Source organism: Photobacterium aphoticum, from assembly GCF_001029435.1.
In the GTDB taxonomy this organism is placed as follows: domain Bacteria; phylum Pseudomonadota; class Gammaproteobacteria; order Enterobacterales; family Vibrionaceae; genus Photobacterium; species Photobacterium aphoticum.
Genome location: NZ_LDOV01000029.1, coordinates 14,418 through 35,865, shown reverse-complemented (window position 1 = coordinate 35,865; position 21,448 = coordinate 14,418). Strand labels below are relative to the sequence as shown.

General features: G+C 52.7%; 17 protein-coding genes. 11 read left to right on the top strand and 6 right to left on the bottom strand.

Annotation, left to right across the window (positions count from 1 at the left end):
• Positions 1 to 150: 150 nt before the first annotated feature.
• Complete coding sequence (locus ABT58_RS16240; RefSeq protein WP_047875493.1) at positions 151 to 714, bottom strand: PadR family transcriptional regulator; 564 nt, start codon at positions 712 to 714, stop codon at positions 151 to 153.
• A 416-nt stretch (positions 715 to 1,130) separates the two neighbouring features.
• Positions 1,131 to 3,761, bottom strand: coding sequence for a phosphoenolpyruvate carboxylase (gene ppc / locus ABT58_RS16235; RefSeq protein ID WP_047875492.1), 2,631 nt, complete (start codon positions 3,759 to 3,761; stop codon positions 1,131 to 1,133).
• Positions 3,762 to 4,402: 641 nt separating this feature from the next.
• Here ppc and argC point away from each other — a divergent pair.
• From argC to argH, 4 genes are all read left to right on the top strand, one after another.
• Positions 4,403 to 5,416, top strand: coding sequence for an N-acetyl-gamma-glutamyl-phosphate reductase (gene argC / locus ABT58_RS16225; RefSeq protein ID WP_047875490.1), 1,014 nt, complete (start codon positions 4,403 to 4,405; stop codon positions 5,414 to 5,416).
• A 16-nt stretch (positions 5,417 to 5,432) separates the two neighbouring features.
• Positions 5,433 to 6,212 carry an acetylglutamate kinase gene (argB, locus tag ABT58_RS16220; protein WP_047875489.1) on the top strand — a complete coding sequence of 260 codons (780 nt, stop codon included), beginning with the start codon at positions 5,433 to 5,435 and terminating at the stop codon, positions 6,210 to 6,212.
• A 106-nt stretch (positions 6,213 to 6,318) separates the two neighbouring features.
• Positions 6,319 to 7,527 (top strand): argininosuccinate synthase, encoded by a 1,209-nt coding sequence (locus tag ABT58_RS16215; RefSeq protein WP_047875488.1) that lies wholly within the window; start codon positions 6,319 to 6,321, stop codon positions 7,525 to 7,527.
• Positions 7,528 to 7,589: 62 nt separating this feature from the next.
• Positions 7,590 to 9,467 carry an argininosuccinate lyase gene (gene argH, locus ABT58_RS16210; protein ID WP_047875487.1) on the top strand — a complete coding sequence of 626 codons (1,878 nt, stop codon included), beginning with the start codon at positions 7,590 to 7,592 and terminating at the stop codon, positions 9,465 to 9,467.
• A 67-nt stretch (positions 9,468 to 9,534) separates the two neighbouring features.
• Here the strand turns inward: argH and ABT58_RS16205 are convergent, their stop codons facing one another.
• From ABT58_RS16205 to ABT58_RS16195, 3 genes are all read right to left on the bottom strand, one after another.
• Positions 9,535 to 9,792 carry a DUF3624 domain-containing protein gene (locus ABT58_RS16205; RefSeq protein WP_047875486.1) on the bottom strand — a complete coding sequence of 86 codons (258 nt, stop codon included), beginning with the start codon at positions 9,790 to 9,792 and terminating at the stop codon, positions 9,535 to 9,537.
• Between the two features lie 218 nt (positions 9,793 to 10,010).
• Positions 10,011 to 11,468: a dihydrolipoyl dehydrogenase gene (locus ABT58_RS16200; RefSeq protein WP_047875485.1), complete on the bottom strand. Its 1,458-nt coding sequence runs from the start codon at positions 11,466 to 11,468 to the stop codon at positions 10,011 to 10,013.
• 86 nt (positions 11,469 to 11,554) lie between these two features.
• The gene (locus ABT58_RS16195) at positions 11,555 to 12,283 is read right to left on the bottom strand and encodes a glutathione peroxidase (RefSeq protein ID WP_047875484.1); all 729 of its coding nucleotides are present in this window, start codon (positions 12,281 to 12,283) and stop codon (positions 11,555 to 11,557) included.
• 168 nt (positions 12,284 to 12,451) lie between these two features.
• Between ABT58_RS16195 and oxyR the strand changes: the two genes are divergently transcribed.
• Complete coding sequence (gene oxyR, locus ABT58_RS16190) at positions 12,452 to 13,381, top strand: DNA-binding transcriptional regulator OxyR (RefSeq protein WP_047875483.1); 930 nt, start codon at positions 12,452 to 12,454, stop codon at positions 13,379 to 13,381.
• A gap of 89 nt (positions 13,382 to 13,470) precedes the next feature.
• Here the strand turns inward: oxyR and ABT58_RS16185 are convergent, their stop codons facing one another.
• Positions 13,471 to 16,011, bottom strand: a complete 2,541-nt coding sequence (locus ABT58_RS16185) for a penicillin-binding protein 1A (protein WP_047875482.1) — start codon at positions 16,009 to 16,011, stop codon at positions 13,471 to 13,473.
• Between the two features lie 148 nt (positions 16,012 to 16,159).
• Between ABT58_RS16185 and pilM the strand changes: the two genes are divergently transcribed.
• The 6 genes from pilM to aroK all read left to right on the top strand — a co-directional run bounded on the left by pilM (position 16,160) and on the right by aroK (position 21,430).
• Entirely contained in the window at positions 16,160 to 17,176 is a 1,017-nt protein-coding gene (gene pilM, locus ABT58_RS16180) for a type IV pilus biogenesis protein PilM (RefSeq protein ID WP_047875481.1), read from the top strand.
• Complete coding sequence (locus tag ABT58_RS16175; RefSeq protein WP_047875480.1) at positions 17,173 to 17,814, top strand: PilN domain-containing protein; 642 nt, start codon at positions 17,173 to 17,175, stop codon at positions 17,812 to 17,814. The genes pilM and ABT58_RS16175 overlap by 4 nt, the downstream gene beginning before the upstream one ends.
• The gene (locus ABT58_RS16170; RefSeq protein ID WP_047875479.1) at positions 17,804 to 18,439 is read left to right on the top strand and encodes a type IV pilus inner membrane component PilO; all 636 of its coding nucleotides are present in this window, start codon (positions 17,804 to 17,806) and stop codon (positions 18,437 to 18,439) included. Before ABT58_RS16175 ends, ABT58_RS16170 begins: the two co-directional genes overlap by 11 nt.
• Positions 18,436 to 18,972 (top strand): pilus assembly protein PilP, encoded by a 537-nt coding sequence (locus tag ABT58_RS16165; protein WP_047875478.1) that lies wholly within the window; start codon positions 18,436 to 18,438, stop codon positions 18,970 to 18,972. The genes ABT58_RS16170 and ABT58_RS16165 overlap by 4 nt, the downstream gene beginning before the upstream one ends.
• 16 nt (positions 18,973 to 18,988) lie before the next feature.
• Positions 18,989 to 20,701: a type IV pilus secretin PilQ gene (locus ABT58_RS16160; RefSeq protein WP_047875477.1), complete on the top strand. Its 1,713-nt coding sequence runs from the start codon at positions 18,989 to 18,991 to the stop codon at positions 20,699 to 20,701.
• Between the two features lie 210 nt (positions 20,702 to 20,911).
• The gene (gene aroK / locus ABT58_RS16155) at positions 20,912 to 21,430 is read left to right on the top strand and encodes a shikimate kinase AroK (protein WP_047875476.1); all 519 of its coding nucleotides are present in this window, start codon (positions 20,912 to 20,914) and stop codon (positions 21,428 to 21,430) included.
• Positions 21,431 to 21,448: the final 18 nt, after the last annotated feature.

Genomic DNA, 21,448 nt, shown 5'->3' with positions numbered 1-21,448 from the left:
TATAAGCAAGGACCGTTATAAACCAAGTGCCGTTATACGCTAAGCGCTGTCCTCATCATCCCTTATCGCAGGACAGGACAACAGACAAAGAAAAGCCGCAGTGTGAAGTGACTGCGGCTTTTTTTATGGTTTCATTTTTTTGTTCAAGGATTACAGGGCAACAGCGCTGCCAGGTGCATCCATGTCTTTCAGTTCAACCAACACTTCTTCTGCCCAATCAATCCATGCCTGACGGTTGTGAATAGCACGACGCAGGGTCAGGCGATCAAGGCGAGATTGACGATCCATATTACGGTAATCCGCAAAATGCACGTTTTCCATTTCATTGTAATGGTTAAGCAGTGTGTGGGATTCTTCGATTAACGCTTCAAGTTGCTGCTGCATTGGGGTGGAGTTGTGTACGCCGCACACAACCAGTTTGGCAGAGAACTCATCGCGGATGGTTGGATTACGGGCTGGCTCCTGGAACCACTCAAACAGCGCCTGGCGACCCAAGTCAGTGATCGAATAGACTTTTCTATCCGGCTTACCGTCTTGTGGTTCCAGTTTGCAAGTCACTTGATCATGACTGGCCATTTTGTTGAGTTCACGGTACACCTGCTGGTGGCTGGCTTTCCAGAAGTAGCCAATGCTGTGAGAAAACTCTTTGGTGATATCGTAACCTGTGGCGTCGCGGCTGCTCAGCACAGTTAAAATAACGTGTGGTAGTGACATCTCTTCTATCCGTTAAAAATACTACAAAAAGAAACTCAACCAGGCTGGCGATACGTGCCTGAACAATACCCTTCCGCTCTTTGGCGTTATTATAATCATGTTGTTGCAGTGCCTGATCGAGATCACGTAGCATACACATCAAACGAGAAATTAGCGATATCAGAGCGAAATATCACGGAAAAGTGGTGTAACCAATTTCTCGTCTTGTGATGCCTGTCTTAATATTGCTTTTTTCCACTATGCAAGCAGTTTAGATTCATCTGCGTTCACAAAGCGCCTTTTTACCCTAGTTGAGGGCATAAAACGGCAGTGTCTCATTATTGAGTCAGAGTGAGAGATTCGGTGAGAATGGCAGCAGGCAGGATAAAAAAAGGCCACAAAATGTAGCCTTTTTTAGACAGTGTTGCAGAGATGCTTTAGCCGGTATTGCGCATACCGGTGGCGATACCGGCGATGGTGACCATCAGGGCTTCTTCCAGCATTGGCGAAATCGTTTCTTGCTTACGGGTACGGTACAGCAATTCCGCCTGTAACATGTTCAGCGGTTCAATGTAGATGTTACGCAGACGGATGGATTCCGCTCCCCACGGGTTTTGCTCCATCAGGTGCGCGCTGTTTTCTACATTCAGCACCGCTTTGATGTCACGCTGCAGCTGCTCACGCAGTTGCTGACCCAGCGGCCACAGTGATTTATCGGTCAGACGCTGATCGTAGTACTCGGCGATGCCCATGTTGGTCTTGGTGAATACCATTTCCAGCATGCCCAGACGGGTGGAGAAGAACGGCCACTCGCGGCACATCTCTTCCAGTTGTGGGGCATGGCCCTGATCGATCGCGTATTGGATCGCTTCACCGGCACCCAGCCAAGCCGGTAGCAGCAAGCGGTTCTGACTCCAGGCGAAAATCCATGGGATAGCACGCAAGCTTTCTACGCCGCCGTTCGGGTTACGCTTGGCCGGACGTGAGCCCAGTGGCAGTTTACCCAGCTCCAGCTCCGGTGTGGCTGCGCGGAAATACGGGACAAACTGCTCGTTGCCACGTACGACATTACGGTAAGCGTCACAAGAGACGTCTGACAGCATGTCCATCAGCGCGCGCCAGTCTTGTTTTGGTGCCGGCGGCGGCAGCAGGTTCGCTTCCAAAATGGCGCTGGCGTACAGGCTCAGGCTGTTCACCGCCACTTCTGGCAGACCCAGTTTAAAGCGGATCATTTCCCCTTGCTCGGTCACACGCAGGCCGCCTTTCAGGCTGCGCGGTGGTTGAGAGAGCAGGGCAGCGTGCGCCGGTGCTCCGCCTCGGCCAATGGAGCCGCCACGGCCGTGGAACAGCGTCAGCTCGACGCCGGCTTCTTCGCACACATTCACCAGGGCTTCCATGGCGCGGTACTGTGCCCAGCCTGCAGCCATTACGCCCGCATCTTTGGCTGAATCCGAGTAACCGATCATCACCATCTGGTGGTTTTGAATAAAGCCACGGTACCAGTCAATGTTCATTAGCTGGCTGATCACCGCTTCGGCATTGTTCAGATCATCGAGGGTTTCAAACAGCGGACACACGTCCATGCGGAACGGGCAGCCGGCTTCTTGTAACAGCAGGTGCACGGCCAGTACATCAGAGGCGGTACGGGCCATGGAAATCACATACGCACCAAGCGCTTCACGTGGCTGTTGGGCGATGGCTTTACAGGTCGCGATGACTTCGCGCACGTTGTCTGACGGCTCCCAGTCGCGTGGCAGCAGTGGGCGCTTCGAGGACAGTTCACGTACCAGGAAGGCGATCTTGTCTTGCTCGCTCCACTGATCGTAATCGCCTAGCCCCAGATAACGGGTCAGCTCAGAAATCACATCGGAGTGACGGGTGCTTTCCTGACGAATATCCAGACGCACCAGGTGCACGCCGAAACATTTCACGCGGCGCAGCACGTCCAGCAGCAGGCCGTCAGCGATGATGCCCATGTCGCAGTCGTGCAGTGACTGGTAACAGGCGAACAGCGGCTCCCACAGCTGGTCGATATGGTCAATGATGCCAAAGCTTGGGACATCCAGCCCTTTGACTTGCGCATCCAACACATCACGGGTGTGAGTCAGTTTGCTACGCAGATCTTTTAGGATTGCGCGGTACGGTTCGTGTTCATCACCGGCCAGTTCACGGACCTGATCATTACAACGCACCATCGACAGTTCGTTGACCAGCTCCTGAATGTCTTTCAGGTACAGATCGGCTGCTTTCCAGCGTGATAGCAGCAGCACTTCGCGGGTGACGTCAGAGGTCACAAACGGGTTACCGTCGCGGTCGCCGCCCATCCACGAGGAGAAGGATACCGGCGCGGCATCGATTGGCAGGCCTTCGCCTAAGTGTTGCTCCAGTTTTTCATCGAACTGGCGCAGGAATTCCGGTACGGCTTGCCACAGTGAGTTTTCAATCACCGCAAAGCCCCACTTGGCTTCATCCAGTGGCGTTGGGCGCTGCTGGCGGATCACATCAGAATGCCAGGCCTGTGCCAACAATTGTTCTAAGCGGCGTTCAACGCGCTGGCGTTCACTGGTAGAGAGTTCACTGAGTTCAAGCTTGGACAAGCATTTGTTGATTTGCACCAGCTTGTGGATCATGGTGCGACGGGCAATTTCGGTCGGGTGGGCGGTTAACACCAAATCGATGTTGAGTTCGCGGACCGCTTGCAGAGTGTCGAATTGGCTGATGTCCTGGCCGATGAGTTTGGCAAACAGAGCATCAATGGAGTCTGGGCTGCAGATATGTTCTTCGCTGTGGCGAGAAACGGTGTGGTACTGCTCGGCAATGTTGGTCAGGTTCATGAACTGACTGAAGGCACGGGCTACCGGGAGTAACTGATCATCAGGCAGGTTTTGCAGTTCTTCGATCAGCTTCGCGCGATCGTCCTGATTACCTGCGCGGGCAGATTTAGACAGTTTACGGACGGTTTCTACCTTGCTCAGGAGTTCTTCACCGTGCGCATCCTTGATCGTATTGCCCAGCATATGGCCAAGCATACTGACATTGCTTCTCAGCGCGCTGTACTTTTCGTTCATATCGCATCCATCTCGTAAGTTTATTACATCCAATTACAGTCTTGTAAGCAGACAATCTAGCCGTGATCCCACTTTGAGGTCAACATGCATTGTATTTACCGCTAACAAAATCGTGCTGCATTGATTTTTGTCATAAATTGAAATAAATCCTGTAACAAATTTTCGTAACCTCGCTGAAATAAAGCACAAAATGCGCGTGCTTCTCATCCGTTTCGATGCATCTATTGTCATTTTTATCATTCTCGGAGCATTGTGCTGCTTGCCGATCGGCCTGTGGTGGGTTGCGCGTCAGGTGTGCATAAAGGGCAGCGCGTGAGTTGGCTTTTTTTTCGTCAATTTTCATGTCGATGGTTGACAGAATAAGCATTAATGGGTAAACATATAAATTCACAGGATGTGAATAAAAATACTGTTTGTGGCATTGCGTAAGCATAACGATGTAAGCCCACGGTGACAGTTTGACTCTTGCTAGATTAGGAATGTATTACCATGAGCCAAGCGACTTTTCTCTTTCTCCCTTCTCTTCGACGACGCTAAGTCGTTATCGCTTGGTGCATCCTGCGCCTCCCTTGGCAACCTGTGTTGCTGGCAATCACAACCCTTAACCTTCAATCATCAATATCAATAAAGACGGATCGAATATGTTGAACACCTTGATTATCGGTGCCAGCGGCTACACCGGGGCTGAGCTGGCGAAGATGGTGCATAACCACCCCCACCTTGCTCTACAAGGGCTGTATGTGTCGGCCAACAGTGACGATGCCCACAAGCCGATCAGTGCGCTGCACGGTCAGCTGCGAGGGATTGTCGATATGCCGCTGCAGCCTTTGCTGGATCCAGCCGCGATTGCCCAAGACGCCGATATCGTGTTGCTGGCGACCGCCCATGAAGTCAGTCATGACCTGGCGCCAGTCTTCTTAGCCGCAGGTTGTCAGGTCTTCGATTTGTCCGGCGCGTTTCGGGTGAAAGGCGACAGTTTCTATACCCAATACTACGGCTTTGCGCATCAGCATTCTGATTGGCTGGATCAAGCGGTGTACGGCTTGGCGGAGTGGAATCACGCGGCGATTAGCGACGCACAATTGGTGGCGGTGCCGGGCTGTTACCCGACCGCCGCGCAACTGGCCCTTAAGCCTTTGCTCAGTGCCGGTTTACTCAATACCACGCAGTGGCCGGTGATCAACGCGGTAAGTGGGGTGTCTGGCGCCGGGCGTAAAGCGACCATGAATAATAGTTTCTGTGAGGTGAGCTTTAAAGCTTACGGCATCTTTACCCACCGTCATCAACCTGAAATCGCGACCCATTTGGATCAGGCTGTGATTTTCACCCCGCATCTGGGCAATTTTAAGCGCGGTATTTTAGCCACCATTACCGCCAAACTGGCAGACGGTGTGGAGGAAGCGCAAGTCGCCGCCGCCATGACCCAAGCGTATGGCGCGGCCAGCGACAAGCATGCTGTGCGTCTGTTGGCCGACGAACCGGTGGTGTTAGAGAGTGTGGTGAACACCTGTTTTTGTGATATCGGCTGGAAGGTCCATCAGGGGCATATCGTATTAACGTCCGCGATCGATAACTTATTAAAAGGCGCATCGGCCCAGGCGATGCAATGCATCAATATCCGTAACAATTTTCCGCAGTTGACCGCGTTGGTTTAGGTTTAGGAGAGTCGAGATGAGTCAGGTTCCATTAGTCATCAAGCTGGGCGGCGCTGTGCTGTCTTGCCATGAAACGTTAGACAAGTTGTTTGGTGCCATTCGGACTTACCAGCAACAGGCACAACGTCCGCTTTTACTGGTCCATGGGGGCGGGTATCTGGTGGATGATCTGATGGCCAAGTTGCAGCTGGAAACGGTGAAAAAAGCCGGGTTGCGTGTGACGCCGGCCGATCAGATTGGTTACATCGCCGGTGCCTTAGCCGGAACCGCAAATAAGTTGCTGCAAGGCCAGGCGGTGAAGTCGGGTGTTGCGGCGGTGGGGCTGAGCTTGGCGGACGGCGGCTTGTGCCAAATCAGCGAATTGGATCCGGAATTGGGCGCGGTCGGTAAAGCCGCACCGGGCGACAGCACGTTGATCAGCACCATCATGGCGGGTGGCTTCCTGCCTATCATCAGCTCTATTGGTCTGGATGATAACGGCAACCTGATGAATGTGAATGCTGACCAGGCCGCTGTTGCGGTGGCGGCGGCACTGGATGCCGAGCTGGTGTTGCTGTCGGATGTGAGCGGGGTGCTGGACGGTAAAGGCCGTTTGATCCCGGCGTTAACCGAAGACAAAGCAGAAGCGCTGATCCAACAGGCGGTGATCACCGACGGCATGATCGTCAAAGTGCGTGCGGCATTTGATGCGGCCAAGGCACTGGGGCGACCGATTGAAGTGGCGACCTGGCGCTACCCCGACAAACTGGCGGCGTTGTTTAACGGCGAGAGTATCGGGACCAAATTTTCCCTTTAACGTTTTCCCTTAAGCGTTAGACGTATCTTTCAACATCTTTAGATAAACACTTTTGAGACAGAAACCTGAGCGGGACGACCGTCGAGCAGGTAAGCAGGAGAGCATTATGAGTCAGGTAAAAAAAGTAGTATTGGCCTATTCCGGCGGTCTGGACACGTCAGCCATCATTCCATGGCTGAAAGAAAACTATGACTGTGAAGTGGTGGCGTTCGTGGCCGATGTGGGTCAGGGCGATGCCGAGTTGGAAGGGGTGGAAGCGAAGGCATTGGCATCCGGTGCCTCCGCCTGTTACATCGCGGATCTGAAAGAAGAATTGGTGGCCGATTACATCTTCCCGACCCTGAAAACCGGCGCGGTGTATGAAGGCAAGTACCTGTTGGGTACTTCAATGGCCCGTCCAATTATCGCCAAAGCGCAGGTGGCATGTGCACTGGAAGTCGGGGCGGATGCCCTGTGTCACGGCTGTACCGGTAAAGGCAATGATCAGGTGCGTTTTGAAAGCTGCTTTGCGGCGCTGGCCCCGCAGCTCAAAGTGATTGCCCCTTGGCGTGAATGGGACATGCGCAGCCGTGAAGATCTGCTGAACTACCTGGCAGAGCGCAACATTCCATGCAGTGCATCACTGGAAAAAATCTACTCGCGTGATGCGAACGCCTGGCACATCTCCACCGAAGGTGGCGTGCTGGAAGAAACCTGGAATCAGCCGAACGAACATTGTTGGGCATGGACCAAGGATCCGGAAGAGGCTCCGGATGCGGCAGAGTTGGTGAGCGTGAAAGTCGAGCACGGTCAAATCGTGGCGGTCGATGGTGAAGCCATGTCGCCTTATAACGCGCTGGTGTACCTGAACAAGAAAGGGATCGAGCACGGTGTGGGCCGTATCGATATCGTCGAAAACCGTATGGTCGGCATGAAATCCCGTGGCTGTTATGAAACCCCGGGGGGCACCATCATGATGGAAGCGTTGCGTGCGGTGGAGCAACTGGTGCTGGATAAAGAGTGTTTTGATTTCCGCCAGACCATTGGCCTGAAGTTCTCGCACCTGGTGTATGACGGCCGTTGGTTCACCCCATTGTGTCAGTCACTGCTGGCCGCCGCCGATGTGATTGCCCAGGACGTGAACGGCGAAGTGGTCCTGAAACTGTACAAAGGTAACGTGACGGCTGTGCAGAAGCGTTCTGACAACAGCCTGTACTCGGAAGAGTTTGCGACTTTCGGGGAAGACGAAGTGTACGATCAGAGCCATGCAGAAGGCTTTATCCGCCTGTACTCGCTGGCCAGCCGTATCCGTGCCTTGAACGAGCAGAAAAAGTAACACCGACAAACACAATAACAAGACACACGAGCAAGTCGAGCAAGTAGCAAAGGAGACGTACCATGGCACTCTGGGGCGGGCGGTTCAGCCAAGCCGCTGACACGCGGTTTAAGCAGTTTAATGATTCATTGCGGTTTGATTACCGGTTGGCGGAACAAGACATTGTCGGCTCTATCGCCTGGTCAAAAGCGCTGCGTCAGGTCAATGTGTTGACCGATGACGAGCAGCAGACGCTGGAGTTAGCGCTCAATGAGCTCAAGCTGGCGGTCATGGAAGATCCTGCGCAAATCTTGCAATCGGATGCGGAAGACATTCACAGCTGGGTCGAGCAACAGCTGATCAGCAAAGTGGGGGATCTGGGCAAGAAACTGCATACCGGTCGCTCGCGCAACGATCAGGTGGCGACCGATCTCAAGCTGTGGTGTCGTCAGCAAGGGCACCAGTTGCTCCTGATGCTCGATCACCTGCAAAACCAGCTGGTGTCGGTGGCGCGTGCCCATCAGGGGACGGTGCTGCCGGGCTACACCCACTTGCAGCGTGCGCAGCCGGTGACGTTTGCCCATTGGTGTCTGGCTTATGTGGAAATGTTTGAACGGGATTATTCACGTTTGCACGATGCGTTGGAGCGTCTCGATACCTGTCCGCTGGGCTCTGGCGCCTTGGCGGGCACAGCCTATCCGATGGATCGGGAAGCCTTGGCGCACAGCCTGGGCTTTCACCGTGCGACCCGTAACAGCCTGGATTCGGTCTCCGATCGGGATCATGTGATGGAGCTGCTCTCGACCGCGTCCATTTCGATGTTGCACCTGTCGCGGATGGCGGAAGATCTGATCTTCTACAATTCCGGTGAATCGAACTTCATTGAATTGGCCGATACGGTGACCTCGGGCTCGTCGTTGATGCCACAGAAGAAAAACCCGGATGCGCTGGAGCTGATCCGTGGCAAATGTGGCCGGGTGTACGGGGCGATGACCGGCATGATGATGACGGTCAAAGCGCTGCCGCTGGCGTATAACAAGGACATGCAGGAAGACAAAGAAGGCTTGTTCGATGCGCTCGATAGCTGGCATGAATGCATGGAAATGGCCGCGTTGTGTTTTGACGGTATCAAGGTCAATGAAGCCCGTACGCTGGAAGCGGCAATGCAGGGGTATTCCAATGCCACTGAACTGGCTGATTATTTGGTGGCGAAAGGGATCCCGTTCCGTGAAGCGCACCATATTGTCGGTGTCGCAGTGGTTGCCGCCATTGCCAAAGGCTGTGCCTTAGAAGAGTTGTCACTGGCCGAGATGCAGACTTTCTCCCCGGTGATTGAGGAAGACGTGTATCCGATCCTGACCATTGAATCGTGTCTGGAAAAACGCTGTGCCTTAGGAGGCGTGGCGCCGTTTCAGGTCGAATATGCCATTAATCAGGCCCAATCCCGCCTGACCCAACGCTACTCGCCGAGTGTGAAAGTGCGTGGTGCACGGTTGACGGATTTGGATGCCATTGAAGGCATGGTGGTGTACTGGGCCGGGTTAGGTGAAAACTTGCCGCGTATGCGTAACGAACTGGTGCGGGACATTGGCTCCTTTGCGGTGGTCGAACAGCACGGGACGGTCACCGGGTGTGCCTCTTTGTATGTGTATGATTCCGGACTGGCGGAGATCCGCTCACTGGGCGTGGAAGCCGGTTGGCAGCATCAGGGGCAGGGCCGGGCGATTGTGAATCATCTGCTGGAAAAAGCCCGCCAGATGGCGATCCAGAAAGTCTTTGTGCTGACCCGTGTGCCGGAGTTCTTTATGAAGCAGGGCTTTGTACCGACCTCGAAAACGTTGTTGCCGGAAAAAGTGATGAAAGATTGCGATCGTTGTCCGCGTCAGCATGCCTGTGATGAAGTGGCACTGGAAGTGCGTCTGGATCAAGAGCAGCGCATTGCCAGCGTGAATGTCGCGTAGTGCATTGAGTCACGGCGTCGTCGATGTGAATAGCGTAACAACATGCCCAGCCACTGTGCTGGGCTTTTTATTGCCTCGCGTTTCGTGGCTCAGCGGGGCTATGGCGCAATTGGCGCGCGCGGATCAGATGGGCCAGTAACAGCAGGCTCATGGCAGAGGCGGCCACTAAAAAGGTGATGGCTTCCAGGCTGTGGGGGCGGTCACTGTAGCCGAAGAGTCCGATCAACCAGCAAAGTGGGCTGGCAACGGTCAGTTGGATCATACAGCGGCGGCAACGGCCTAGCTTGTGAAATAACACGGACGAGCGACAGGCTTGGCAGCTCATGAGGGCTCCTGAAGACAGTAATACGAGCGGTAAAGGTCAGATGAAAGCGGCAGCATAGCACGATAGTGTGCAAGTGCCAGCGCGCTGAGACAGAGCATGAAAGTGACGAAAGAGGAAGGAGACAGGGAGGTCAGCGAAAAGAAGGATGCGAGGGTAAGAGAAAGAAAAAAGCCCTCCATGAAGAGGGCTGGGTCGTATCAGTCGTGTAGTGAGGTTAATTAGCAGCCAGGACCACAGTCTAAACAATGCTTGATCATGTCAGGACCTAGACGCAATTTGGCGTTCAAATCACGTAGTGCAGTACGTACACCTTCTTCAATCACCGGATGGTAGAACGGCATATCCAGCATGTCGGCAATGGTCATCTTGTTCTGATGTGCCCAAGACAACAAGTGTGCCAGGTGTTCTGCATTCGGGCCCATCATCTCTGCGCCCAGGAAGCGGCCGGTACCGTGTTCACCGTATACGTGCAGCATGCCTTTGTTACGCAGCATCACACGAGAACGGCCTTGGTTTTCAAACGAGACTTCGCCCGTTTCGAAACAGCCACAGGTGCCCAGACGCTGAGTGATCTCACGGTAGGTTTCACCCACCATCGCAATTTGCGGATCGGAGAAGACCGCTGAGATTTTTGAGCGACGCAGACCCGCACGGATATTCGGGAAGCGACCGGCGTTATCACCGGCAATGCGTGCCTGATCTGCTGCTTCGTGCAGTAATGGCAGCTGGTTGCTGGCATCACCGGCAATGAAAATAGACGGTACGGATGTTTGTAGCGTGAAGTGATCCGCGACCGGTACACCACGCTGATCCAGAGTCAGAGTCGTGTTTTCAATGCCCAGCTTATCGACATTTGGACGACGGCCAGTGGCGGCCAGTACGTAGTCAACGATGAAGGTCTCTAGCTCGCCATCGTGGTTGATAAACTGGATTTCCACTTTATCTTCACCCTCGATGCGCTTCATGCTTTCGACTTTTACGTCCGCATCCAAGTAGAACTCGTCTTTGAAGGCTTTGTCGGCGTACGCCATGATTGTTGGATCGGTCAGTGGACCCACTTGGCCACCCACACCGAACAGCTTCACATTCACACCCAGGCGGTGCAGGGCTTGACCTAATTCAAGGCCGATCACACCCGGACCAAAAACAGCAACCGATTGTGGCAGATCGTCCCAGTTAAACACATCATCATTGATGATCAGGCGATCACCCAACTCATCCCACACTGCTGGGTAAGCAGGGCGAGAGCCGGTTGCGATCACGATGCGCTTAGCATGTACGATGGTGTGATCGTCGATTTGTAGCGTGTTGTCATCCAAAAAGGCAGCGTAGCCAGACAGCTTGTCTTCTGCCGGGATCTCATCGACGCCTTCAAGCACAAAGCCCACGAAACGGTCACGTTCACGTTTTACGCGATCCATCACCTCACGGCCATTGATCACGATGTCACCTTGTGGATGAATACCAAAACCAGGGGCTTTTTCGATGTTGTGAACACTTTCTGCCGCTGCAATCAACAGCTTAGAAGGCATGCAACCCACGCGGGCACACGTGGTGCCGTACGGGCCGCCTTCAATCATTACTACGCTGTCAGTATGGGCTTTTGCTGCGCGGTATGCGCCAAGACCTGCGGTACCGCCACCAATCACAGCGACATCTACATTCACGCTTTTCATCGTATTCTCTCCACTCGGTGTTGCCAATTTTCCACATCGGGCCTGCGGGGCAGGCCCTGAGTTACTGTTTTAGGTGTGACAGGTGATTAGCCTAGGTAAGCTTCTAGCTCTTCGCTGCCACCGATGTGTTTACCACCGATGAATACTTGTGGCACGGTGCTGCGGCCTGATACGGCACGTAGGCTAACTGTTGTTGCATCTTTACCCAGTACCACTTCTTCGTACTGCAGACCTTTGTCGATCAGGTTCTGTTTTGCTTTTGCACAGAACGGACAGCCAGGTTTGGTGAATACAGTGATAGATTCTTGCAGTTTGTGCTCTGGTGCGATGTAGCCCAGCATAGTATCCGCGTCAGACACTTTGAACGGGTCGCCTGGTTCGTCGTTTTCGATGAACATTTTTTCAATCACGCCGTTGTTAACCAGCATGCTGTAACGCCATGAACGTGGGCCAAAACCTAGGTCTGCTTTTTCTACCAACATGCCCATGCCTTGCGTGAACTCGCCGTTACCGTCTGGGATAAAGGTGATGTTTTCTGCTTCTTGGTCAGCTTTCCATGCGTTCATCACGAACGTATCGTTCACAGACACACATAGGATGTCGTCTACGCCGTTTTCAGCAAATACGGATGCCAATTCGTTGTAGCGAGGCAGGTGGCTTGAAGAACACGTTGGTGTGAATGCGCCTGGCAGGCTAAATACAATCACTTTTTTGTTAGCAAATAGCTCGCTAGTTGTTACATCTACCCACTGATCACCTTGACGTGTGTGAAAAGTAACCTGAGGAATTTCTTGGCCTTCTTTAGAAGCGAACATAATTTAAGTCCTTAAATTTTAAAATATTGTTAGGCAAATATTGCAACCGGAGGATATTACTGCTTGTTGCTCCCTGTTGATGTGATCATTATGGGATTTTTGACTTGATAGCTCTAATTGTTTGCTGCTATGGTTTTGATAGTTTTTGCCTATCAAAGTGGTTTAACGATGAATATTCGGGATCTTGAATATCTGGTGGCGTTGTCGGAGCACCGTCATTTTCGTAAGGCGGCCGAAGCCTGTTTTGTCAGCCAGCCGACCTTAAGTGGTCAAATCCGTAAACTGGAAACGGAGTTGGGTGCGGTACTGTTAGAGCGTACCAGCCGTAAGGTGCTGTTCACCGATGTTGGCCTGACGCTGGTGGAGCAAGCGAAAAAGATTTTGCTGGAAGTGAAGGTGCTGACCGAGCTGGCGAGTGAGCAGGGTGACAGTATGTCGGGCCCGTTGCACATTGGTTTTATCCCGACCGTCGGCCCGTATTTGTTGCCACACATTATGCCGCAGGTAAAAGCCCGTTTTCCGGATTTGGAGGTCTTCCTCCACGAAGCGCAAACCCATCAGTTGGTTTCTTTATTAGAAGAGGGCAAGTTGGATTGTGTGATTTTGGCGGCGGTACAGGAAAGCGAAGCCTTCATGGAATTACCGCTTTATCATGAGCCGATGGTACTGGCTGTCCCGGAAGCCCACCCTTGGGCTGAGAAGACCGAGTTGGCGATGACCGAGCTCAACGGCCATACCTTGCTGATGTTGGGAGATGGCCATTGTTTGCGGGATCAGGCGATGGGGTTCTGCTTTGCCGCAGGGGCCAAAGAAGACGGCAGTTTCCGTGCCACCAGTTTAGAAACGCTGCGTAACATGGTCGCGGCAGGCAGCGGGATCACCTTGTTGCCGCAATTGGCCACGCCGCATGAGCGCGTGCGTGATGGGGTGTGTTATATCCAGGCGTGTGATCCGGTGCCAAGCCGTTTGATCACTTTAGCCTACCGCCCGGGCTCACCGCTGAAAGGCCGTTATGAGCAACTGGCCGCGCTGATCACCGGCCATCTGGAAGATGTGTGGCCGAAAAACACCTGCGAAACCTGCGCCAAAACCGCGTAGGTTGATGTTGTTAGATAGCCTGACAGATAAAAAAAGAGCGCCGAGAAGGCGCTCTTTTTGTTTTAGCGGTTAGCCAATGCGGTTAAGGATCAGAACAGTTCGTCGGAGCTGTCAGATTCAAAGATACCGTCAGCACCGGTGTCACTCACCATCTCTTTAGGTTCCGTGCCACGCTCAAAGTATTCAAACATGGAGGTGTAATCGGTGCGGTTGGTCAACTTACCGGTTGCACGGTCGATACGCACTTGGACGATGTCATCCGGCAACTGCTTACGCTGCTCTGGCACATCTTCCAGCGCTTGATGCATGAATGCAATCCAGGCAGGCTGGGCCGTTTTCGCCCCCGCTTCGCCCCCGGAAATCTGGTTCTTATCCAGGTTGTTGTTCCATGCAGTACGGCCAAGTTCACGGCTGTGATCATCAAAGCCCACCCATGCCGTCGCGACGATACCCGGGCCAAAACCGGAATACCATGCATCTTTCGAGCTGTTGGTGGTACCGGTTTTACCGCCGATATCATGGCGTTTTAGTGATTGTGCACGCCAGCCCGTACCGTTCCAGCCCGAGCCGTGACGCCAGTCGCCACCCCCCCAGATATTGCTTTGCAGCATCTCTCGGACCAAGAAGGCGTTTTGCTCAGAAATCACCTGTGGCGCATAGTGTGGTGCTGTGCTGTTACCGGTCGTGGCGGTATTACCCAGCGATTGCTCGCTGATCGCAATGTCATCAAGAGCAGGGTTGGCCGGAGCCGGTGCTTTACCGCTTGCCCCTTGCTCACGGCGACATTCGCTGTTACAGGCAATGCTCGGATCGGCCTGATACACCACATTGCCGTACGGATCTTCCACACGCTCAATGAAGTAAGGCTTCACGTAGTAACCGCCGTTAGCAAAGACCGCATAACCTTGTGCCACTTCTACCGGTGTCAGGCTGCCGGCACCCAGTGCCAGCGGTTCTGCACGCGGCAGATCTTTCTTCTTAAAGCCAAAACGGGTCAGGTAGTTGATGGTTTCATCCAGACCAACACTTTGCAGCACACGGACTGCCATCACGTTCTTCGACTGGGCTAAACCCTGACGCACACGGGTAGGGCCGTTGTAAGTCGGTGGTGAGTTCTTCGGACGCCATGCGGTGCCCATACTCTGATCCCAGCGGTTAATCGGTGCATCGTTCACCAAGGTGGCCAGTGTCATGCCGTTGTCGAGCGCTGCCGAGTAGATGAACGGTTTGATGGCTGAACCGACCTGACGGATCGACATGGTGGCACGGTTAAACTTGCTGTGAATGAAGTTAAAACCACCGATCATGGCTTTCACGGCACCGTCTTGGGGTGACATGGCAACAAACGCGGTGTTCGCATCCGGTACCTGGCTCAGTACCCACGTCTCGCCTTTAGGCTGGATCCAAATTTGCTGACCTGCCGCCATGATATCGGCCGCAGATTTCGGGGCAGGGCCCTGACGGTTATCGGAAATGAACTTACGTGCCCACTTCATACCGTTCCACTGCAGTTCATGGGTCTGGCCATCTTTAGCTTGTACCGTCGCGGTTTTACCTTTCACCTTGGTCACCACCGCAGGCATCAGATCGCCATACGTTGGTTGTTTATCTAAGTGAGCAGCAATGTCGCTGGCTTGCCAAGCTGGCTGGCCTTTCTTCCACAGGGTTTCTACCGCACCACGGAAACCGTGGCGTTGATCGTAGCCCAGTAGGTTGTTGATAGCAGCTTGTTGCGCGGCCACCTGCATGTGGGAATCGGCTGTGGTGTAGATACGCATACCCGAGGTATATGCGTCTTCACCATAGCGTTCTACCATCCACGCACGGGCTTGTTCTGCGAAGTATGGCGCACTCAATTCGATTTCTGCCCCGTGGTAGCGTGCCACAATTGGCTCATTACGGGCTTGGTCGTACTCGCTCTGCGTGATGTAACCTTCATCTAGCATACGGCCAAGTACCACATTGCGACGGGTAGTGGCACGATCCACCGAATAGATTGGGTTCATGGTTGAAGGGGCTTTCGGTAGGCCGGCAATAATCGCAATTTCACTTAATGTGAGCTGCTCAACTTCTTTGCCGAAATACACCTGAGCGGCGGCACCGACACCATACGCACGGTAACCCAAATATATCTTATTGAGATATAGCTCTAAGATTTCGTCTTTGGTTAGCAACTGCTCAATATGGATAGCGATGAAAATCTCTTTGATCTTACGCATGATCTTCTTTTCGTTAGAAAGGAAGAAGTTACGCGCGAGCTGCTGCGTGATAGTACTGGCCCCTTGTTTGGCCGACCCCGAGGTGGCGACGACAAAGGCAGCACGTGCGATACCGATAGGGTCAATACCCGGGTGCTCGTAATAGCGGCTGTCTTCGGTCGCGATGATCGCATGGATCATTTGCGGCGGAATTCGGTTAAGAGGGAGCGGAATGCGACGTTTCTCACCAAATTGTGAGATAAGTTTGCCGTCCGCACTGAAAACTTGCATCGGAGTCTGTAATTCAACATTTTTTAATGTTGCCACATTTGGGAGTTCTGGCTTCACATAAAGGTAAAAACCAAAAATTGTGGTGACTCCAAGAATTATGCAAATCAATGCAAATATAAGTAGTCGCTTTATGAACTTCACTTGAGATTTCCCGTTACACCAACATTCGAGCGTTCAATATACTTCAACCAAGAGTATAAAGGTAACCTATGGAAAATTAACGCTATAACTTGGTGTTTGATTTAAGTAAGAATTTTGCTTTTCCGTTCTAAAGGGAGCATAGCACGGTATGTTTCGGAACCCACTAACAATTGGGATTGATATTGGCCACCACAGTGTTAAAGCCGTGGTGTTACGACAGAAGAAGGCGCAATTGGAGTTGGCGGCCTTTGCCGAGGTGGTGTTGCCGGCATCTGTTGTTAACGAGCAGCATAGCGTGAACACCCCTGCCTTGTTGTCAGCAATTCGTAAATTAAAAAAAAGTTTGCCTTTTGGCGCCAAGAACGTGGTGTTGGCACTGCCTGATAGTGCGGTGATCAGTAAGGTGATCCAGCTTGATACTAACCTGAGCGATGACGAGTCGGTGTTTGCGGTCGAGCAAGCATTGAGTGCCTCTTCACCGTTTCCGATTGAAGAGCTGCGTTTAGACTTTTTCCCACTGGCTTCACAGTCCTTTTCGCAACCGGCACAAACGCAGCCGGTACAAGTGTTTGCGGCGCGGCGTGAAACGGTCGACAGCCGCGTTGACGCCATTCGTAAAGCCAAGCTGAACCCGAAAGTGGTGGAGCTGCAGACGCATGCGCTGTTGTGGTTGGAAGAGTATGTGGCTGAGCAGCAAAATACTTCCGGCCAGTGGGGTGTGGTGAATATCGGTAAAACCCGCACCGAATTTTGTGTGAAGCCTGCCGGTGGTGCGGCTTATCACCGCGAGCTCGCCTTTGGTTGTCAGGCGCTGCAGGGCGTGGATTTGCAAAAGAGTGAAGATGACAGCCCGCGTATCTCGATTTCGTCTGAGCAGGCCGAGCAGTTTACCAAGCAGTTGGTGGATACCTTAAAGCGCCAGTTGCAGTTGTATAACTCCACCCATCCACGCGCGTCGCTACAAGGCTTATGGATTGCCGGCGGCGGCCAGAGTGTGGTGGTGAAAGAAATGCTGGAGCGCATGTTGGGGCTGGACGTGAAATTGATGTTCCCGTTTGCCTCGTTTGAGCGCGATCAGAAAATGGATATGGTGATCGATCAGGGCAGCTTCAGTCAGTACGCCGTCGCCGCCGGTCTGGCGTTACGTGGAGGGGATGCATCGTGATTGCAAAGCTTAATTTATTGCCCTGGCGCGAAGAGAAGAAAAAGCAACATAAAGAACGGTTTTGGGGCCTATTAGCCGGCAGTGCAGGATGTGCACTGCTGGTGCTTTGGCTTGCAAGCAGTTTGATTGGCCGTCAGCAGGATATTCAACAGGCGCGAAATGCCCAGCTCAAGCAAGAAATTGCGGTGCTGGAAGAGCGGTTGGCGCTATTGCCGGAATTGGATCGCCAGCGTGATGCCTTGATCAAACGTTTAGCGGTGATCACCGATATCCAAAAAGGCCGCAACCATGTGACGCGCCTACTGAGCTTGTTACCCAGCGTGGTGCCACAAGGGGTGTATCTGGATGATATGTCCATGGCAGGCAGCCGCGTGAAAATTAACGGGATAGGGGATTCCAACGGCCGTTTGGCGACACTGCTTTCTAATGGTGAGCAGTCGGAATGGCTGAGCGAAGTGGGTATGCACTCTATCGTGGTCAATAAAGACAAACCGCAGGAACAAAAAGAGTTTAAAGCATCCTTCTCGTTGCTCTCTCCTGACATGGTCGCCGCAAAAGCCGCTCAGGTGCAGGCGCAGTCACAGAGCCTGCAAGCCAGTCAGGCCGTGAACCTGCAAGGAGGCACAAATGAGCAGTAATTGGCAAGATCTTGAATTAGATGAAATCACCGAATGGCCCCTGCAGGCACAGGCGCTGGTCTCGGTGTTATTTGCGGTGTTGATTGGCGCCATCGGTTACTGGTATTGGCTCTCGCCGATGCAAGACGATTTAGAGCGCTTTAAACAAACAGAAACGGAATTGCGCCAGCAGTTAACGCGCCGAGCCAATCAGGTCGCCGCTTTGCCGAAAGTGAAGCAGCAAATTGAAGAGCTGCAGGATCGTTACCAGCATGTGGTTGAGCAGCTACCGGAAGAAGAAGAGCTGGCCAGTTTGCTGGCTGATGTGAACGACATCGGTATCCGTAACGGATTGGAGTTCCAGCGCATTGAATGGGCGCCCCGTGTCGAGCATGAGCTGTACTTTGAGTTGCCGATCAGCATTGTCTTAACCGGTAAATATGAAGATATCGGTAAATTCTCGGCAGATATTGCCCACTTGCCGCGTATCGTGACCTTGAATGACATTGATTTGGGGCGCTCTAAGGAGACTTCGCGCCATCAGCGTGTCATTGAACGTACCGAGTTGCTGTCGCTTGAAGTGTCTGCCACCACTTACCGCTTCAAAGCACCCGTTGGTGCTATACCGACCAAGGGGGAAAAATGAGCAGGGGACGCGTAGCCAGTTTAGCCCTATTAACGAGTTTGTTGATGGGGTGTCAGGCCAATGATGATTCCATTTCACAGTTCATTGCGCAGGCGCATGAGAAAGCACAAGCCGATGTGGAGCCATTGGCCGAGCAGTCTGCATTTGTGGCGGAAGCCTTTGTGATGACCAGTTCGCGGGTGCCTTTCCTGAAGCCGCGCCCGGAAAGGGGCGAGCCGGTGGATGGGGAGACCACTGCCTGTTGGCAGCCTGCACCGCGTAAGCAGCAGTCACCATTGGAAAGTTTCCCGTTAGGCCAGCTTAGCATGCGCGGCGTGATGGGAGATAACAACCAGCTCTGGGGGTTGGTATACACACCGGAAGGCAAACTGATCAAAGTGCGAGAAGGTTATTACCTTGGCCTGAACCACGGAAAGATTTTAAAAGTGAGTCCGAAGAGCATTGATATTGAGGAGATTCTGCCGGATGGCGAGGGATGTTGGCTGAAGCGGCCGATGAAACTTACGTTGGTGAAGCAGGACAAGGCAGTTTAGTGAAGAGAATGAAATTATGACAAGGAAAGCATCGCAATATTTTGGGTTCTGGAAACTCGGCTTCAGTTGGCTTTTGCTCTTGGCGTTAACAGCAGGCTCTTCTGCGTTTGCGGCCACGGCAAATCAAGTCAAAAACCTGGACTTTACCCGTAATGGTAAAGGGCATGGGATCCTCAAAGTGGAACTGAGCAACGCCCGTTCAGTGGTCGATATGCGTCGTTCAGGGAAGCAGTTGTTTGTGGAACTGCATGATACGAATATCGCTGACGACATGATTTATGTTCTCGATGTCAAAGACTTCGCGACCCGCGTGAATACGGTGGAATCGTTCCGTACTGATCGTGGTGTGCGCTTGGTCATGACCATGAACGGCGGCTTTGAATACGACTACGCTTCAAAAGGCAAAATGCTGGAAGTGCGCGTGCAGGCGCCAGCCAAAAAAGCAGCCGCTAAAAATGCCTCGAAAATCACGTATAACAGCAAGCCTATTTCGATCAACTTCCAGGACGTACCGGTACGTAACGTCTTGCAGCTGATTGCGGAATACAACGACTTCAACCTGGTGGTGTCTGACACGGTAGAAGGTAACTTGACCCTGCGTTTGGACGATGTGCCATGGCAGCAAGTACTGGACATCATTCTGGAAGCCAAAGGGCTGGATAAGCGTGAGCAAGGCTCGGTGGTCATGATTGCCCCGAAAGAAGAGCTGGCGCGCAACGAACGCCAAGAACTCGAAGCTAAGCGTAAAGAAGAAGAGCTATCGTCACTGCGCTCTGAAATTATCACCATCAACTACGCCAAAGCGACTGAGCTGGGCGAGTTACTGATGAGTGAGAATGAGAATGACGTCAATATGTTATCTGAGCGTGGTTCACTGCATGTGGATGAGCGTACCAACTCTCTGATTATCAATGATATACCTGAAGTTCTGAATAATATTCGCGATATCGTGACGGCCCTGGATGTGCCGGTGAAGCAGGTTCAGATTGAAGCGCGTATCGTAACCATTGATGAAGGGGACATTGACGAGTTGGGTGTACGTTGGGGGATTTTGAGTACCAATGGCAACAACACCGTGGGTGGCTCGATTGAAAGTAACCTGAACTCTGTCGGTCTGCTAGAAGACGGGGCGACAGTGGATGATTTCTTGAACGTGAATCTGGCTGCGACCAAGCCGGGCGCGTCCAGCATTGCATTCCAAGTGGCCAAAATCGGCGATATTCTGCTAGATTTGGAACTGTCTGCATTGCAGTCAGAACAGAAGCTGGAAATTATCTCAAGTCCGCGTCTGATGACCACCAACAAGAAAACGGCTTACATTGAACAAGGTACGGAAATTCCTTACCTGGAAGCGGCATCAAGCGGTGCAGTATCGGTGAGCTTTAAGAAGGCGGTATTGAGCCTGATGGTGACCCCGCAGATCACCCCTGACGGTAAGCTGGTGCTGGACCTGGTGGTGACACAAGACCGTAAAGGCGAAACAGTGGATACCGGTACCGGTGAAGCGGTATCGATCAGCACACAGCGTATTGGTACGCAGGTGCTGGTGAACAACGGCGAAACCGTGGTACTGGGTGGTATCTATCAGCACATGCTGGATAACTCTGTACGTAAAGTGCCATTGCTGGGTGATATCCCGGTGTTGGGTCACCTGTTCAGCCACAAACTGGAAGAGTTAGTGAAGCGTGAATTGCTGATTTTTGTGACTCCTAAGATCGTTCATCAGTGATCTCATCTGATTCGCCCTAGGGGATACAGGCCATCTGAGTCACCCTAGGGCGAATAAATCCCCTCCTAGCTATTGCCAAAGGCAGTCTTGTCCTGAGATAATTTTCGGTCTTATCACGAATTAAAAGTGAGGAAGTTGGCGCCTCGGGCTTATTTATTGAAAGCCTGCGGGCGGTGTCGTTTTATTAACCGCGCGTAAAATTTGCTAAAAATGGCTGAAAAACGAAATATTTTCCTGGTCGGGCCAATGGGTGCCGGCAAAAGTACCATCGGTAGACACCTTGCTCAGCAGCTGCATATGGAATTCTTTGACTCAGATACTGAAATCGAAGATCGCACTGGCGCAGACATTAGCTGGGTATTTGATGTTGAAGGCGAAGCGGGTTTTCGTATCCGTGAAGAAAACGTCATTGATGATCTGACTCAGAAACAAGGCATTGTCCTTGCGACGGGCGGTGGCTCAGTGAAAAGCAAAGAGAGCCGTAACCGTCTATCTGCTCGTGGTATCGTTGTGTACCTTGAAACGACGATTGAGAAACAGCTAGCTCGCACGCAGCGCGATAAAAAGCGTCCTTTGCTTCAGACAGACACACCACGCGAAGTGCTAGAAGCACTTGCCGATGAGCGCAATCCCCTGTATGAAGAAGTAGCCGATTACGTCGTTCGCACTGACGATCAGAGCGCGAAAGTAGTCGCAAACCAAATCATCAAGATGCTTGAAGAGCGCTAATCCAACAGAGAGGCTGGC